Genomic DNA, 15500 nt, shown 5'->3' with positions numbered 1-15500 from the left:
CGATCTGCTTTTATTGCTCTCTCTCAAAACAAGTCTTTGCGCTCTTTCTCAGAGCGCTCTGCGATGGGAAAAAAGATGTCGGGACGCTTCGTCGCCGGCATGTCTGTAGAAGAGGCGCTAGCCGCCTGCCAACGAGTCAACAAAGAAGGCATCGCTGTCACCCTCGACTCCCTTGGCGAATCCGTCACCACCGAAGCCGAAAGCCGCAAATCGGCCGACATCTATCACGAACTCCTCGACGCCATCCACACCCGCGGCCTCAGCGCCAACGTCAGCGTAAAGCTCTCCCAGGTTGGCATGGACTTCGATCCCGTCCTCGCTGAACGCATCGTAGGCGAGATGGTCGAGCACGCAGCCCACGTCCAGTCCTTCGTCCGCATCGACATGGAAGGCTCTCCCTATACCGAAGCCACCATCGCCATGACCGAGCGCCTCGCCATAAAATTCCCGGGCGCGGTAGGTACTGTCCTCCAGGCCTATCTCTTCCGCACCGAAGCCGACACCGAGCGTCTCCTCAACGAAAACATCCGCATCCGCCTCTGCAAGGGAGCCTACAAAGAGGGCCCTGCAATCGCCTTTCCCGCCAAATCGGACGTCGACGCCAACTACGTCAAGCTCATGAAGCGCATCGTCACCTTCACCAATCCAGCGACTGGCAAAGGCGTTTTCTGCGGCATCGCCACCCACGACGAAGTTATCGTTGAGCAGATGCGAACCTTTGTTCGCGAGCATAACGTAGACAAGTCGGCCTTCGAGTTCCAGATGCTCTACGGCGTCCGTCGGGACCTCCAGCGCCGCCTCGCTGCTGAGGGGTTCGGGGTTCGCGTCTACCTGCCCTTTGGTCCGGAGTGGTACCCCTACTTCATGCGCCGTTTGGCCGAACGCCCCGCGAACGTGATCTTCCTGGCCAAAAACTTCTTCAAAAACTAGCCCCCTCTCCGACCAGCGAGAGGGCCCGACAGGGTACACAAGTCACGAAGTGACCGCCTCCCGCGCAGGGAGCCCGTCCGGCAGGACACGTCGTCGAAAAATGGGGCGATGCTTCTCTGACGAATGGTTTTTTGATTAGAAAAAAATTGAAGTTTGGTTAGGCGTGGAGGTCTAGTCGTTTTGCTGGGTTTTTGAGGGGTGTTTTGGAAAATGTGGATGGCTGGCGATGGTTTTTTGATGGTGAGAACGTGGTGAATTGGTGGTGAAACGTGGCGTGTTGAACGTCGTTTTCCAACAACGAAAACACGCCACGTTTTTGAACTTTATTTTTTGGCTCAGCGAGAAGCAGTCTGAGTAGGGACCGGCTCCGCAATCAGCTTCTGCACCAGCTCCGTAGTCTCCTTCATCAGAGCCTCGTGCGCCGGCGGATTGGCAGGCCCGGCAAAGCCTGCATGAACTTCCCTCACCCGGCCGTCCCGCCCTAGAAAGAAGGAAGTAGGCCAGCAGTTCAAATTCACGCCCTGCGGGATTTTTTCATTCAACTGCTCCGTCTCACCCGCCACCAACACAGTGTAGGTAAGACCATATTTCTCAATGAAAGCGCGCAGCCTCGTCGGATCTTTCAGTTGATCCGCCTCTTCAAACGACAGGTTCACAACCTCTAATCCCTGACTATGAAACTGTTTGTAGAGGCTCTCGAGCATAGGCGCTTCGTCGTGGCAGTTGGGGCACCAAGACCCGCCAATCGCAACGATCACAACCTTTCCATCAAACTGCGGATCGGTATTTGAAACGACCTTCCCGCTAAGGTCCGGGAAGCTGAAGGCAAACCTTGCAGAGGGATCTTTTACCGTCGTCTGCTGAGTCGGATCCGTCATGCCAGGGAGAGATGCCGCGCGTGCCTGTGCTGGCCTGCGCGCAACAAGGTTCTGTTGTTCGTTCACATCAGCTCGCAGCATATTTGAAACCAACAACGTCCCGTCCGTCTGTGGGATCACGCTGTAAAGGGCTGGCCCCGCCGCAGTAAAGTGACCAATCACATAACCATGCCCATCCCAGTTTCCGTAAAGTGAACCAGTATCTCCATCAATGCGCTGAATGACAGCCTTCATCTCGTTCGACTGTGCCGAAGGTTCAATGCGGAGCTGCCACGCCGACTCTCCCTTGGAGGATTTAACCTCCACCTCCCAATCGCCAGGAATGGCCGGACCATCCGCTTTCGCAAAAGTCCAAGCTGATCCATTGAATTTGAGACTGACTGGATAGCGCGTGGCAATCGTGCCAAAGGTTCCCGTCAGACGCCCATCCTGAATCGTGGCGTCGAGTGTTCGAGCGAAGTAGTTGAATCTAACCAACAGATGATTGCCGACAAGGGTGACGCTTGAAGCAGGACTGCGCTCCGGGCCGTTGAGTAAAGCAGCCTGAAGATCATTGGCTCTGCCGCCAATCTCGAGGCGAACAGGAACCGTCTGTCCATGGACAGTAGCATAGCCCACCCAAGGGCCGGCAATTGCGCTTTGCTTCGGACCCTGAGCGGCGGCAGAGAGAGCAACCAGGAAAAGGCTGGCGAAGAGCTTCATCGAAGATCTCAATTCTTTCTTACGGATTATGTAACTTGGAGTATAGATTTGGAATCCGCCTGAACGGCAGACCCGGAGCACGCGTGTTAGGCCAGCGGGGAGCGGCGACAACAACAGAAACAGTGTTGCATGTGCATGGTCTTAGGTTAGGCCAGTGGGGTAGGCAGGTCAAGGGGTCCCTTTTGCCCTACGCAAAGGAACTACGCCGGTTCTTCCAAAGTTGTATGGATAGCAGAGCGGGACGGGTGCAGACTGTAGCCACTATGGGGAGGAAGACCGTTCCAGAGATATTTCGGATCTGCTTCTACTTCGCGATCACCTCGCCGAACTCCTGATTGGCTTGATCGTATGCTTCCTGAAATATCTCGAGACGCTGGGCCACAAAGCAGACGGTGTTCCTCACCCATAGCCCTATCCCCTTCCCGCAATAAAAATAGCCGCCTCCGGGCGGCTATACTCCGTAACGAACTTTCTCTAAAGAGAACCGGCTTATTTCCCGTACGAAGGCTCGTCATTTGGCCGTTTGACCGGGAGATACGGTTCGACCGCAAGAAGACTGGAGAGTGTGTTTCGTTCCTGATCTGAAAACTGTCCGCGAAAACGGTCCGAATTGAGGATAGCCTGCCGTTGCGGCTGCGGCATCTCGCGAAGATCGCGGAAGGCTCGGGCGACAAGGCGACGGCGGTCTTCCGGGAGCCCCCCAAGCTGCTGCATGGCACCGCGAACCTGCTGCCGCTGCGGAGGCGTAAGCCGTTCCATTGCTTCGGTACGGTCAAGAATGCGGCGACGTTGCTCTGGCGACATATTATTCAGCTGCGTCAGGCGGTCGCGCATCCGCTGCTGAGTCGGTGGCGGGAGATCGCGAAAGCCCGGCTCGTTCTCCAGAGCGCGCTGTTGATCGGCGAGAGAAAGGTTGCTATGACGGTCCATCCACTGCGCCAGGTGTTCCTGGTTTCTGTTTGGTCCTAAACTCTGCCCTGGACTCGGAGCAGGTGCCGGTCGAGCCTGGGAGATGGGCGCGCGACTAGGCTTATTCGTATAGGCAGGCTGGGCCAAGACAATCGTCGCCGCAGATGCCAAAAGCATCCCGGCCAAAACTAGTCGAGCAAAACGCCGTAACTGAAAGGAAGATGGCATGTTTTCAGCGTGTAGAAGAACTGCAGTTCCATAAAAACTTTTTGTTTAGAGCAGCTTATCGTGTTCCATCTCCCTTCAATCAATTTTCTTGAAGTCGGACTCACTCCCAGGCAATTAGCTGATGGGTTGTGATGTGGAATCATCGGCTGGAGCGTCGTCCTGCAAGAGTTGATCCATAGTCTGAAGAGCTTGATCGTTCTTGTCGAGAATCTGCAGATCTTGAACCGCCGCCGAAGTCTCAGGAACCGAGTGCGGAAAGCCGGTGAGATTAGCATAGGTTCCTCCGCCCACCAAAAGAATCAGTGCAAGGCCCCCCGCGAGCGCTGGACGAAACTGACGTCCCGTGTTGAAGACGAGGCGGGACGTCAGCTGCTCAAACCAGCCAGCCGGAGCCAGCGTCTGTTCTTCGCGGAGGCGCACAGCTAGCTTTTGATCGAAGTAGGGCGACGGATCCGGAGCCTTCCAGGTGTCGAGCAGAGCGAACGTAGCCTGCATTGATTTGAATTCCTGGTTGCAGGCGGGGCACGATTCAATATGGGCTCGAACGTCCGCGTTGGCGGGCGCAGCCGGATCCAGAAGCAGATCGAGGATAGCGGGTTGGCAATCTTTGCAGATCATTTTTGATCCTTCCAATTTCCTTACTGAGGGCGCATAAAGATGCGCGCGAAAACTTCAACGAACTTAGACAAAAGCCTTCAACTTTTCGCGCAGTGTCTGATATGCGCGGAAGAGCAGCGATTTCGTGGCAGACTCACTCAATTTGAGAACGTCACCTATTTGCTTGTAATCCATACCTTCATATTTGTGCATAAGTACGGCCATGCGTTGCCGTTCAGGAAGCGCAAGCACATGCTCGCGAATAGCATTCATGCGTTCCTGTCTCAAGAGCTTGGCTTCGACGCCTGGTGTAGAGTCAGCGACGTCTGGCGTTGTTCCAGTCTCAGAATCGGCCTCATCGAGATAGACGGTAGAGGCGGTACGCTCGTGCCGGTTATCGCGCGCATAGTTGACGCCTAGATTGGTCGCGATCCGGTAAAGCCAGGTGCTGAATCTGGCTTCGGCACGATACGTCTCCCGGGAACGGTAGACTCGGAGGAAGACCTCCTGGGCAAGCTCTTCTGCGACCGCCTGATTGTGAACCATGCGATACATGAAGTGAATAATGGGCTTCCGGTACTTCTGGATGAGAAAGTCGAACCCGGCCATGTTGCCGGTGCGCAACTCGAGCATGATGGCGGCGTCGTCCATCTGCCCGAAGTCACTGGCCGAATGATGGGTCTCCGCAGCCTGAAGGTTTTCGAGGAGTCTCGGGTTGATCGCGAGCGTAGCCATATCATCCTCAACCCCGTCTTCTGCCCTGGGTTGCGCTTTTTCATCAAATTTCAGCGGAATCCCCTCCGGGGCCTCTTGCGAAAGGGGGTCCTGGGGGTCTTGACGGCGAAATTGTGGAGAGGGGGCGGACATTCTGCTGGTCGATTGTATCGCCATCGTTGGCGTGTTCCCAAGTATTTGGACACGTTGGTTAGCTCGACGGGAGTCTGGTCTTGAAGAGAGAGGAGTGATATCTTATACAAAGCTTAGACGGATGGCGCACGGTCAGACGAAGCCATTCCGGGCGCATAACTCAGCGGTAGAGTGCCACCTTCACACGGTGGAAGTCGTAGGTTCGAATCCTGCTGTGCCCACCATCAAATCAACAACTTAGCGATACTGGCGAGAGAGACTTGATGCCATTTGATGCCAAACTTTACCGGCTGGCATCAACTGCACCGGTTATACCGGCTCAAACCTACCCCGCCTGCTGCTGCTTCGTTGCCGTCGATGTGAGCATCGCGTAGACCGTTCCTACCATCTGCTGCACACTCTCAGGAAGTTCCTGCATGTACTCGTTTGCGGTGGTATCCGCTCGTGAGTGCCGCAGGTGCGATTGAACATCCTTCACCGACCCCAGTTTCTGTGCTCTGGTAGCGATCGTCCGCCGGAGCACCTGGAAGTTCAGCGTAGGAAGTTCCAGCGCCTCCCGAAGGGGCTTTAGAACTCTGTACCGGAAGTTGGCCGGATCCAGGAACCCGCCGTCCGCATTCGGGAACATAGGATCGCCCGGTGAGGATTTCTTGTGGGCCTGGCTCTTGCACTGGTTGCTCCCACAGGAAGGTTCCTTACACTCCAACTTCCACTGCCTGAGCTCGGCGGCAAGTCCATCGGGTAGATGAACCTTCGTCATGCTCCCTGGAGTCTTGCCGAAGGGGCGAATCTTCCTTCGGTAGATCGTTTCGGTGATCGACAACGTATTCAAGTCATCGAAGGACTTCCAGCGAAAAGCAAAGAGTTCGCTGGGGCGGAGCGCGTCGGTCATGTCCAGCATCAGCAGGATGCGATCCCGCTGTGATGCTGCGTCTAGTACCGCTCGCAACTGTTCCCAGGTCAAAATCTGTTTATCCTTCGGCCGGAGATTCCTGGGAATCTTCAGTGTTCGGGTCGGATCTTTGACCATGAACTCTTGCTCGATTGCTTCATCGAAGATGGACTTGAGATAAGAGCGCGCCTGCTTCACCCGATCTTGGCAATACGTTTTAGCCAAATGGTTCACATGCGTTTGCAACTCAAACTTATCGATCGATTCGATTGTTCGAGAGCCGAACTTCGAAATCAAATCGATTTCAATCTGAGCCGTTTTCTCTATTGCCGTCTCTGGTCGCCAATCTCCCTGCCGAAGCGGAAAGTAGCGGTTGCGAACGAACCATTCGAAGGTGACAGTTCCATCTTTTAGAATCCTGCCGTCAGCGAGTTGGGCCGTTTGCTTGGCAATCTCAGCCTTCAGCGCATCGCGCGCCTTTAGCTTTGTCATCTGCGATTTAATGCCGAGACGGACGCAAACGCGAACGGATCGGACGTCGTCGGTTGTAGGATCGACCACTTTCTTGCGGTAGAAGCCGTACCAAGCCTTACCACGCAGGACGATCGAACCCGTCTGGTGTGAGATACCCATCGACTCCTCAATTTCTGTGGGGGAAGACAGTGGGCTCTTCCATTCTAGCTGGCTCGGCGACCCATGGAAGAGACTCTTTCGCGTTCATCTATGAACGCTTCAATCCGGCTTGGGCGGTAGCGAAGCGTGCCATCTCCCATACGAATAACCGGAAGGAGCGGTTTTTTTCGGGATGAGTGGTCCCAGACCCAATCCGTGCTTACGTTGAGGCGCTTTGCAACGTCATCGGCAGTCAACAGAGGCTCGATTGCAATGTCATGCCGTCCGGCTGCTTTCCTGGGTGGCCTCCGGGCCAAGGAGTCAGAATTTGCGGATGGACCGGTGGAACTGACTTCAGTCTGCGCAACCGACGACGAAGAATTTGGTTCAGTCAGTGGCATGTCGCCTCCGATTCGAGTGGTCGGATTCGGCACTGATTTCGAGCCGAATGCTAACTCTCAGGGTGAGACGCCAATCGCATCACGTCCAATACTTTGAGTTTATCAACTGATAGCTGGCAGTGATCGCCCCGATTCTTGGCTTGAACCGGCACATATCCCGCTGGCACCGGGCGGCTAAGGAGCTTGTATTTTGTAGGACAGCATTTGGATGCCTTCATTGTGGCGCTACGCGGAGTCTTCGCGACAAGCCAAGTCTCGCGACAGGTCGGAGAGCAGAGCGAATTGGAGATATTGAATAAAGCAGATGCAGAATGGCGGCTATACCGTGCGGCAGGTATGCAAGCTGTCATTCGACTATTTCAGGGGCGGCCAAGAGTCAATCCCCTTGCTTGATAGGGAGATATCCGAACTGCGTTTGGATCGGGCATACGTCCTTCAACTCAGTCCGCTTATGGACCTGCAGGCTGGGCGGCATTAGCTTTCCATAATGGGGAAAATCCGCATGCAAGGCAGTTCGTGAAACGATGTCGTTTCAAATGTTCTCTGCCCCACGAACAGAACATCCAATACCGGGACCAACGTCCGTCCGTTCGGCTCTAGCGAGTACCGCACCCGCAGGGGATCCTTGCTCCTGATGACGTTCCAGAATCCCAGCTCCTGTCATATCTCATAGATGACGCAGGAGCATCCGCTCTGTCATTTCAGGAATACTCTTCCGCGATTCGTTCGTCCTCATCGGCCCGTCCAGCAGTCGCCAGAGGATTGTGCCTTTCCATCGTCCGTCGATGACGCTTAACGTCACATCGATGGGGCATGGTGAGATCTCTTTCTTTGAGACGCCCATAGATTGCTCCAACTGACAATTTTGTCAGTACTGCTTCCGTGCTTTTCACACTCTGTGATCTCAATGATCTGAGTTTCGCACGGCAGGCTCAGACTACTCTCCGCGCAGATCCGAAGCGAATCGCTTGCGCCCTGAGTTCTCCGATCTCCATGTTTCGAAAGAATCAATCCACTGAAGTCTAAAGCTTCAGTCCACTGTCAGAACGAGAATGGTTGTGTCGTCGAACTGTTCCACCCCCGCTGACCATTCGGCAAGATATTGGGATAGGTGTGCACAGATCTCTTGGGCCGTCGCTCCCTTCGGCAGAGATCTGCAGCAGTCTCCCAGCCTCTCTTCACCGAATTCCTCCCCATTCGCATTCAGCGCGTCTATCAATCCGTCGCTGTACACAACGATGGTACAACCCTTAGAGACCGTGATTTGAAACTCCTGATAGAGCGCGTCCGCGAATAGACCTATTGGCAAATCACCATTCGGGAGAGCCGTGACTTCGCCGGCCTCTGAGAGGAAGATGGGTCGACAATGCCCCGCGTTGACATACCGTAACAGTCCACTGCAGGAGTCATATTCTCCGTAAAACATGGTGGCGTATCGATTGTCGCCAAAACGTCCACAGAGATCACGATTGAGTAGTGCGGCGAAGGAGGAAGGCGAGGGCCGCGCGGACGGTTGATTTAGCGCAAGCATTCTGCCGTGTGCGACTGCCTGTAGATGCGCCATCATCAATGCAGCCGACATTCCCTTGCCGCTAACGTCAGCGCAGAGCAGGCCAACCGAGCTGCTGCTGCAGGAAAAGAAATCATAAAGGTCACCGCTCACGATACGGGCGGGTGTGGTGCTGCCCCACACCGTCGCGCCTGATACGACGGGCGCAGAGCGGGGATAAAGATATTGCTGTACCTCGTGGGCCAATGACATATCTCGCTCCAGAGCGATACGTTGATTCTCCTGCTCGTACTGAGTGTCAAGATGAGAGGTCATTGCATTGAACGAAGCTACGAGTGACCCCAGTTGGTCGTGTTCGGTAAGCGGAATCCTGATCGAAAAATCACCCATTCCGACGAGATGCGCAGCATGACTCAATGCGTCAATTACAGTGACGATGCGTTTGCTCAGGCGGAGAGAAAACCACATGCCGCACGTATACGCGAGACCCAGGGCGAAGGCGATGGTGATCAGAGGAGAAACCCAGGATGCCCTACGCAAACCCATACGGCTAAGGTCCTCTATGGTCCGTGCATAGCTGGGCCGAATCTGGCAGATCACCCAGCTTTCTGATGCTCCGGTCTCCCAATTCCGCGCAACAACTACGACAGGAACCGGCCGCGACGAACCAGGCATAAAGTTGGCTTTGATTTCTCCACCAATTCCCTCATCGCTCCGGTACGGACGCAGCAGCACGGGCTTGCTGTTTACGATCTCTAAACCGGAGGCGTTTGACAATTGCTTTAAGAACGATTCACCGAGAGGAATTCTGACAAGAATCCTTACGAAACAGTCCTTGCGTTTCGCAGTACGCATGAAGCGGATTTCGAGACTGTCCCGATCTTCAACAACACCGGCGAAGGACGGTGCGTCAAACCACACCGGACGAGCGTTGTTGAGGGCATTCGTGGACAGGATGGTAACGATGCTTTGACTCCCCGGCCACGCGGCATTCAACTGTTCGGTGAAGGCTTTAGAGGCGACGGAATCGGAGGCGTACTGGCATCCCTGCATCTTGTCGAGAACCGGATCCACAAGCCCCTTGCGGCTTTCGACGATAACCTTAATTCGTTCCTCAATCAGGTACGCGCTCTCTCGTCGTATCAGCACATTCACGACTGCTATAGAAAAGCATGTCACCGTGATTACTGACACCACGCTGGAGAGCGAAAAGAGGATCAGGATTTTCCAACGTAATGTCGTCCAAAAAGTTCCTAGCTTCAAAGAATTTTTACCTGTTTCCATGCGATGCAAGCGACAGTGTTAAACTTTTCGCACGAGGGCTGAGCGGCAGCGATTTTGCCCCCTGCCGCTTTTTCTTCCTTCTTCGGGTCGCGAAAGACACCGAGAACAGCTATACCCTGCGCCGTCACATAACCCGCAAGTCGTCCTCCTACACGGCCAGTCATTTCCGCTTCCTATTGCGAGTGACAGTGACAATGGAACTGCGAGAACCAGGTCCACAACCAACAAGCCGTACTGGGATTTCAACTCAGAAGTCACGTTTCTCTGTTTGTGTAGGGTTCTAGAAACTCTCCTGATAATGTGTTATCCAGAATCAATACCTCGATGGGCGCGCCAAAAAGAGTAGTGACTTAGCGAGCATAGAGCTACCAAAAGCCCGCTGTTTGCCGAAAAGAACTTTAATTGCGGGGAATTGCCACTGTATCGATCCGCTGAAGCGAGCGGAAATGGCCATGAGGAACTGCTCCTCTTGTGTTCCTCTAACGCTGCGTCGGTGGACAATCGCTCCGTCTGATACATCCACCTCGGCGCCTTGCCCCCGGGAATAGCGCAGGAATCACACGGTGCAACCGATCCATTGGTCTGGTTCGCATTCCCAACGCCGCTTACTCTGCGCTGGAATTCGTCGTCCGGATTTCCTCAAAACTATGCGGCAAATTCGCGACGATACTGACCAGGCGTAAGCCCGCGGCGGCTCTTGAAAATCTGGGTGAAGTGAGACTGGTTTGCAAACCCGCACTCGAGCGCGACATCGATCAAACTGGGACGCCCGCCGCGCAGCAGACCTTCCGCCTTCGCCACCCGCAGTTCGAGCAGGTATTGATGCGGAGTCAAGCCTGTCGACGCACGGAAGGAGCGTAAGAGATGTGTCGAGCTGTATTTTGCTTCGTGTGCCATGGCCGTTAGCGAGATGTCGCGATGCAGGTTGCTTTCCATCCAATCGTGAAGACGCCTTAGAAGGCGGGGATGCAGCACTCGGGACGCGGGCGACTGCGGGGAGCGTTCTCCGGATGCAAGGGCAAGATAACGGCTGACCAATGCCCGTACTAGGGACTCGGCATACATCTGCCCCGCAGGGCCGCCGGCTTCCATTTCCTCCGATAGCAGGTTCACGACGCGTTCGGCAGCACGGTCACGAACCACGCATTGGAAGAGCAGATCTGACGTTTGTCTGCGGCGCTCCTCCATCGCAATGGTCGCGACGACAGCATGGTCGACCGCACAGCTAATGAGCTCGGAAGACGAGCAGAGCCGTACCGCCGGGACCGTGCCGGGAGGAACCAGATTGAGCGCACCTGGGGGCTTGGTAAACCGCAGCACACCTCCATGGGGGGTTTTGCCTTCAAAGACGGCGGGACGCTTCCCCAGCGCCGAGATGAGATGCCAGGGGCTGACGCTGAGTACCCGTTCTCCCGGCGTCATAAGGTGCTTCTCGATAAAGAAGCCCTCCCAGGGCAGCGACCTGCTGGTCCCAAGCATCTGTGCGCCAGGTGGGAGCACGCCGGCAAGCTGCGAAGGATTTCGCTCTGCCATGTCCATGAACTTTAGATGCGGTCGCATGTTCTTCGACTCATGGGCGAGATCCTGTGGCGAGATTCTGTAAAGATCGCAGTTTTGCAAAATATTATTCTGTTTTTTTTGGCTACCTTCAAGCAGGGAAGAAACACGATTGCCACCACGAGAACACTCTGAGCTCCCGAGCATTCAGACTTCTAAATTGCTCTGCTCATCATTAGCAGGCACTTAACCAGGAGAGATACTCATGAAGATTGGTTTTATAGCTTATCCCGCCTCAGGGCATCTCTATTCGATGACGGCTCTTGCACGCAAACTACAATCGCGTGGACACGAAGTGATATGCATCGGTGTTCCGGATACCGAATCTATCGTTCGGGCTGCAGGCTTGACCTTTGTCCCGTATTGCGAGGAAGAATTTCCCATGGGATCGCTGACCCAAGCCTATGCGCCGGTGGCAAAGATGCACGGTATTGAGGTAGTGACCTATACATCCGAGAAGTTATTCGCGCCTTTCACTCGGGCAGCCTTAAAGCATCTTCCACAAACATTGGAAGAAACAGGCGTTGAGGCGCTGGTGATCGATACCATTCACTTTTTCTTTGAATTGGTTCCCATCAATATGGGCATTCCTTACGTCCAGGTCTGCTGTGCTCTACACCTTGACTTATCGGGAACGACGCCGCCATTTATCTTCAACTGGCCACACGAGACCACCTCGGAGGCGTTGACCAGGAACATCGAGGGAGTGCACGAGGCCATACAGACACTGTTGCCGGTACTGGCCGAGGCGACGCACTACGCCGACAGCACCGGTCTCGGAAGCACTTGGCAGGAGCCCGGATCGACTCTGTCCAAGCTGGCTGTCATTACCCAGACTCCAAAGGAATTCGATTTCCCCGGCATTCCGTGGCCTGCCCAATTTCACTATGCTGGTCCGCTTCACGATGGCGAAGGTCGCGAGCCTGTAGCTTTTCCCTGGCAAGAGTTGAATGGCAAGCCACTGATCTACGCCTCATTGGGAACCTTGGTCAACGGCTTGGACCACGCCTACAAGGCAATACTTGAGGCGACGGAAGAACTCCCGGAGGTTCAGCTCGTTCTTTCAGTGGGACATTCCATCAATCCCGATGATCTGCGGCCAATTCCACCGGACGCAATCATCGTTCGCACAGCCCCCCAGCTCCAACTGTTGAAGCGTGCCGCACTTTGCATAACCCATGCAGGACTGAATACGACCCTTGAAGCGTTGGCCCAAGGAGTGCCGATGGTCGCTCTTCCAATCGGTTATGACCAGCCCGGCGTGGCTGCCAGAATCGAATATCACAGAGTAGGGAAATCTCTGGAGGTTGCGACGCTCACCGGAAGACAGATGCTAAAGGTGACCCGGGAAGTGTTTGAGAATCCGAGCTACCGCGAAAGGGCTCGTTACTTCAAGAAGGTCATAGCAGAAACCCGCGGATTGGAAGTTGCTGCCGACAGGATTGAAGAGGCATTCCAAACCGAAACAACCTTCTTCCGCCGATCGGAGCAGACGGTTTGATTCTGTTGTATGAGAAGCGGCCGCGGGCCTCATTATTCATTTATCAGCTCAGTTAACGATGGTGGAGATGTAAGAGATGCCCGTAACCCTGGTTCTAATCCACGCCGCATGGCATACCGGAAAAGATTTTGAAACGATAGCAAACATTCTTCGCAAGGCCGGACACACCGTCTACTGCCCAACGTTGCGAGGAAACCGGGAGGAAGACGATAGAAGCAAGATAGGGTTGGAGGACGCCATCTCGTCTGTCGTAGATTTCATTGAAGAAAACGATCTGACTGATATACGCCTGGTGGGTCATAGTTATGCAGGCATGGTAATTTCCGGAGTCGCGGATCGCCTCGAAAGACGCTTGCGTCGCATCGTGTACATCAACGCATTTGTCCCGCTTAACGGAGAGAGCCTGACCGATTTGGTTCCGCCGTGCCACGCTGCAGCTTTCGCTGCGATCGCCGACGCGAACAACGGGGCATTGCTGCTCCCATTTCAGGTATGGCGAGAGACCTTCATCAACGATGCCGATATCGCACTCGCACGCTCTACCTATGATCGCCTCAATCCGCAACCGTACAGAACTGTGGCCGACAAAATTTCACTCCAACGCCCTCTCTCAGAGATGTCGATAGGCAGGTCCTACATCAACTGCCAGCAGGACATCTCATTACCCCACAGCTATCCGTGGCATCCCCGACTGTCTGAGCGTTTAGGTCTATTCAGACTTGTGGAACTCCCCGGAAGTCACGAGACCATCTTTTCCAATCCAGTTCGGCTCGCGCAGGCCATCTGGGAAGCGGCGAGAGATTAAACTCTCGAGGCTCTCCAAAACAGTTGATAATGTCAGTTGTTTTAGTTGACTATGGCATGTATCTTTAAGGAAAACACGATGCCTCAATTGACCACCACCGCTGAACCCTACACAATCGTCAAATCTCAGATCGCAGCCGTTCGCGCCTTCAATCGCTTTTATACCCGCATCATCGGAACGCTCCGCGAAGGACTCCTCAACAGCGAATACTCGTTGAGCGAAGCCCGCGTTCTCTATGAACTTGCCAACCGTCCCGAGAGCACAGCCAGGGAAATTGCTAGGGATCTTGAACTCGATGCTGGATATCTAAGCCGCATCCTGCGTAAGTTTGAGAGTGGGGGTTTATTAGGCCGCAAAGCATCCGTTGAAGATGGCCGTCAGTCCATACTCAAACTCACAAGACAAGGCAAGGCAGTCTTCTCAGAACTCGACCAGCGATCGAATGACGAAGCCGAACAACTTCTTCGGAGCCTCTCCGCTAAGCAACTTGTTGAATTTCTCCACGGTATGCGCTCCATTGAGAATGCATTGGAGGCTAAGCCGTCACGCGCCCCCTACATCCTCCGCCAGCATCGTGCCGGAGACATGGGCTGGGTAGTACACCGCCACGGGGTCATCTACACTCAGGAGTTGGGATGGACCCCAGACTTCGAGGCAGTAGTTGCACGCATCGTGGCCGATTTCATTGACAACTTTGATCCCAAACGCGAACGCTGCTGGATCGCCGAACGCGACGGAGAGATCGTCGGCAGTATCTTCCTGGTAAAGCATCCCGAGGAAAAGGACACAGCCAAGCTTCGGCTGCTGCTCGTCGAGGCGAGCGCCAGAGGTCTCGGCCTCGGCAAGACCTTGGTAGACGAGTGCACACACTTCGGACGTGCGGCAGGCTACAAGAAAATTACGCTTTGGACACATGACGTTCTTGCCGCCGCAAGACACATCTATAGCCAAGCAGGCTACAAACTCGTCGAGGAGGAACCCCGCCACAGCTTCGGTGTCGACGTCATCAGCGAAACCTGGGATCTAACGCTCTAAAGGAAGAGCGGGGGGTGCTACTAACCGCTACTCTGACTCCCGATTCGGCTCGCGACATCGTCTGCATCGCGGCTTGCTCGGCACAACGGCGGAGACCGCTGCAGAGCCCGCCGATTAGACGGACAGAGGCAGAGTTGACATTACATAAGTTCAGAAGCGCTAACAGCGAAAACAATACAGACTGAGCTGATTCTGGATAGAAGGTTTCCGAAACCTTCTTTTGCGCGACACCGCGAGGTACTTTCCTCTGCGGCCTCAGACGAGAGACTTCTCATCTTGCGGCTAGGCTGCTCAAGCTGCGAACGCAAGCTCGCGCGTGCCTCTTGCTCACACAAGAGTTCATGGTGAAACGATGGACGAGCTAAGCGTAAATAGAACGTATCTGCAATTTACAGACGATGCGGAGTTGAATCGTTTTCAGCAATTCGATACTCAAAATCTTTATAGGCATTCCGAAAAACTGAAGCCGATTACGTCACATGAGTTAACTGTCGAACAAGAAGCAGAGCTGCAGCGATTTGTAACCCACGCGAGAAACGTAACTCAGCTCCCCAACAAAGCGCAGCCGTGGAGTGGTGCACGACCGACTTTGATCTCGAGAGCTGAGTGCGTCCAGGAACAAATGCCAGATAGTTATGTGCGCCCTTGTGTTGACAATCTACAACTGGGCTCATCGCGCAGTGCATGGCACGGGCAGACGTGTTTGTCGCAGGTATTCCTAAGTCTGAAGCGATCAAGAAAGTGGTTCCTGCATGAATGCAAAAAGAAGCCTCTGTCCCAATCCTGATGAGA

The 15500-nt window shown here is 54.5% G+C and carries 13 protein-coding genes and 1 tRNA gene; 5 read left to right on the top strand and 9 right to left on the bottom strand.

Features of this window, described 5'->3' with window-relative positions; genetic code table 11:
• Positions 1–63: 63 nt before the first annotated feature.
• Entirely contained in the window at positions 64–930 is an 867-nt protein-coding gene (locus tag HDF14_RS07640) for a proline dehydrogenase family protein (protein WP_260698105.1), read from the top strand.
• 335 nt (positions 931–1265) lie between these two features.
• Here the strand turns inward: HDF14_RS07640 and HDF14_RS07635 are convergent, their stop codons facing one another.
• The 4 genes from HDF14_RS07635 to HDF14_RS07620 all read right to left on the bottom strand — a co-directional run bounded on the left by HDF14_RS07635 (position 1266) and on the right by HDF14_RS07620 (position 5135).
• Positions 1266–2510, bottom strand: coding sequence for a TlpA disulfide reductase family protein (locus HDF14_RS07635; RefSeq protein ID WP_183975149.1), 1245 nt, complete (start codon positions 2508–2510; stop codon positions 1266–1268).
• A gap of 489 nt (positions 2511–2999) precedes the next feature.
• Positions 3000–3596, bottom strand: a complete 597-nt coding sequence (locus tag HDF14_RS07630; RefSeq protein WP_260698104.1) for a DUF3106 domain-containing protein — start codon at positions 3594–3596, stop codon at positions 3000–3002.
• Positions 3597–3761: 165 nt separating this feature from the next.
• Positions 3762–4265 (bottom strand): anti-sigma factor family protein, encoded by a 504-nt coding sequence (locus tag HDF14_RS07625; RefSeq protein WP_183975145.1) that lies wholly within the window; start codon positions 4263–4265, stop codon positions 3762–3764.
• A gap of 63 nt (positions 4266–4328) precedes the next feature.
• Positions 4329–5135 (bottom strand): RNA polymerase sigma factor, encoded by an 807-nt coding sequence (locus HDF14_RS07620; RefSeq protein ID WP_260698103.1) that lies wholly within the window; start codon positions 5133–5135, stop codon positions 4329–4331.
• Between the two features lie 125 nt (positions 5136–5260).
• On the opposite strand from HDF14_RS07620, the gene HDF14_RS07615 reads away from it, so the two are divergent.
• A tRNA-Val gene (locus HDF14_RS07615) sits at positions 5261–5335 on the top strand.
• 101 nt (positions 5336–5436) lie between these two features.
• Here HDF14_RS07615 and HDF14_RS07610 read toward each other — a convergent pair.
• The 5 genes from HDF14_RS07610 to HDF14_RS07590 form a co-directional block, all read right to left on the bottom strand.
• Positions 5437–6636: a tyrosine-type recombinase/integrase gene (locus HDF14_RS07610; RefSeq protein ID WP_183975143.1), complete on the bottom strand. Its 1200-nt coding sequence runs from the start codon at positions 6634–6636 to the stop codon at positions 5437–5439.
• 1047 nt (positions 6637–7683) lie between these two features.
• Complete coding sequence (locus HDF14_RS26010) at positions 7684–7860, bottom strand: winged helix-turn-helix transcriptional regulator (protein ID WP_221304593.1); 177 nt, start codon at positions 7858–7860, stop codon at positions 7684–7686.
• Positions 7861–8046: 186 nt separating this feature from the next.
• The gene (locus HDF14_RS07600) at positions 8047–9789 is read right to left on the bottom strand and encodes a PP2C family protein-serine/threonine phosphatase (RefSeq protein WP_183975141.1); all 1743 of its coding nucleotides are present in this window, start codon (positions 9787–9789) and stop codon (positions 8047–8049) included.
• Positions 9786–9974, bottom strand: coding sequence for a hypothetical protein (locus HDF14_RS07595; protein ID WP_183975139.1), 189 nt, complete (start codon positions 9972–9974; stop codon positions 9786–9788). The genes HDF14_RS07600 and HDF14_RS07595 overlap by 4 nt, the downstream gene beginning before the upstream one ends.
• 481 nt (positions 9975–10455) lie before the next feature.
• On the bottom strand, positions 10456–11370 hold the full coding sequence (locus tag HDF14_RS07590; protein WP_183975137.1) for a helix-turn-helix domain-containing protein: 915 nt from the start codon (positions 11368–11370) through the stop codon (positions 10456–10458).
• A gap of 202 nt (positions 11371–11572) precedes the next feature.
• Between HDF14_RS07590 and HDF14_RS07585 the strand changes: the two genes are divergently transcribed.
• From HDF14_RS07585 to HDF14_RS07575, 3 genes are all read left to right on the top strand, one after another.
• Positions 11573–12868, top strand: coding sequence for a glycosyltransferase (locus HDF14_RS07585; RefSeq protein WP_183975135.1), 1296 nt, complete (start codon positions 11573–11575; stop codon positions 12866–12868).
• Positions 12869–12944: 76 nt separating this feature from the next.
• Entirely contained in the window at positions 12945–13673 is a 729-nt protein-coding gene (locus HDF14_RS07580) for an alpha/beta hydrolase (protein WP_183975133.1), read from the top strand.
• A gap of 78 nt (positions 13674–13751) precedes the next feature.
• Entirely contained in the window at positions 13752–14708 is a 957-nt protein-coding gene (locus tag HDF14_RS07575) for a bifunctional helix-turn-helix transcriptional regulator/GNAT family N-acetyltransferase (RefSeq protein WP_183975131.1), read from the top strand.
• The last annotated feature ends 792 nt before the right edge of the window (positions 14709–15500 follow it).

The sequence above is a fragment of the Tunturiibacter gelidiferens genome (genome assembly GCF_014201335.1).
GTDB classification, from domain to species: domain Bacteria; phylum Acidobacteriota; class Terriglobia; order Terriglobales; family Acidobacteriaceae; genus Edaphobacter; species Edaphobacter lichenicola_E.
Note: the sequence above shows the minus strand (reverse complement) of the source record. Positions and strands in the feature narration are given on the sequence as shown.

Coding starts and splice junctions, on each gene's coding strand:
- HDF14_RS07580 (WP_183975133.1), top strand. CDS start 12,945: ATGCCCGTAACCCTGGTTCTAATCCACGCCGCATGGCATACCGGAAAA.
- HDF14_RS26010 (WP_221304593.1), bottom strand. CDS start 7,860: ATGGGCGTCTCAAAGAAAGAGATCTCACCATGCCCCATCGATGTGACG.
- HDF14_RS07595 (WP_183975139.1), bottom strand. CDS start 9,974: ATGACTGGCCGTGTAGGAGGACGACTTGCGGGTTATGTGACGGCGCAG.
- HDF14_RS07630 (WP_260698104.1), bottom strand. CDS start 3,596: ATGCTTTTGGCATCTGCGGCGACGATTGTCTTGGCCCAGCCTGCCTAT.
- HDF14_RS07625 (WP_183975145.1), bottom strand. CDS start 4,265: ATGATCTGCAAAGATTGCCAACCCGCTATCCTCGATCTGCTTCTGGAT.
- HDF14_RS07620 (WP_260698103.1), bottom strand. CDS start 5,135: ATGGCGATACAATCGACCAGCAGAATGTCCGCCCCCTCTCCACAATTT.
- HDF14_RS07575 (WP_183975131.1), top strand. CDS start 13,752: ATGCCTCAATTGACCACCACCGCTGAACCCTACACAATCGTCAAATCT.
- HDF14_RS07640 (WP_260698105.1), top strand. CDS start 64: ATGGGAAAAAAGATGTCGGGACGCTTCGTCGCCGGCATGTCTGTAGAA.
- HDF14_RS07635 (WP_183975149.1), bottom strand. CDS start 2,510: ATGAAGCTCTTCGCCAGCCTTTTCCTGGTTGCTCTCTCTGCCGCCGCT.
- HDF14_RS07610 (WP_183975143.1), bottom strand. CDS start 6,636: ATGGGTATCTCACACCAGACGGGTTCGATCGTCCTGCGTGGTAAGGCT.
- HDF14_RS07590 (WP_183975137.1), bottom strand. CDS start 11,370: ATGCGACCGCATCTAAAGTTCATGGACATGGCAGAGCGAAATCCTTCG.
- HDF14_RS07585 (WP_183975135.1), top strand. CDS start 11,573: ATGAAGATTGGTTTTATAGCTTATCCCGCCTCAGGGCATCTCTATTCG.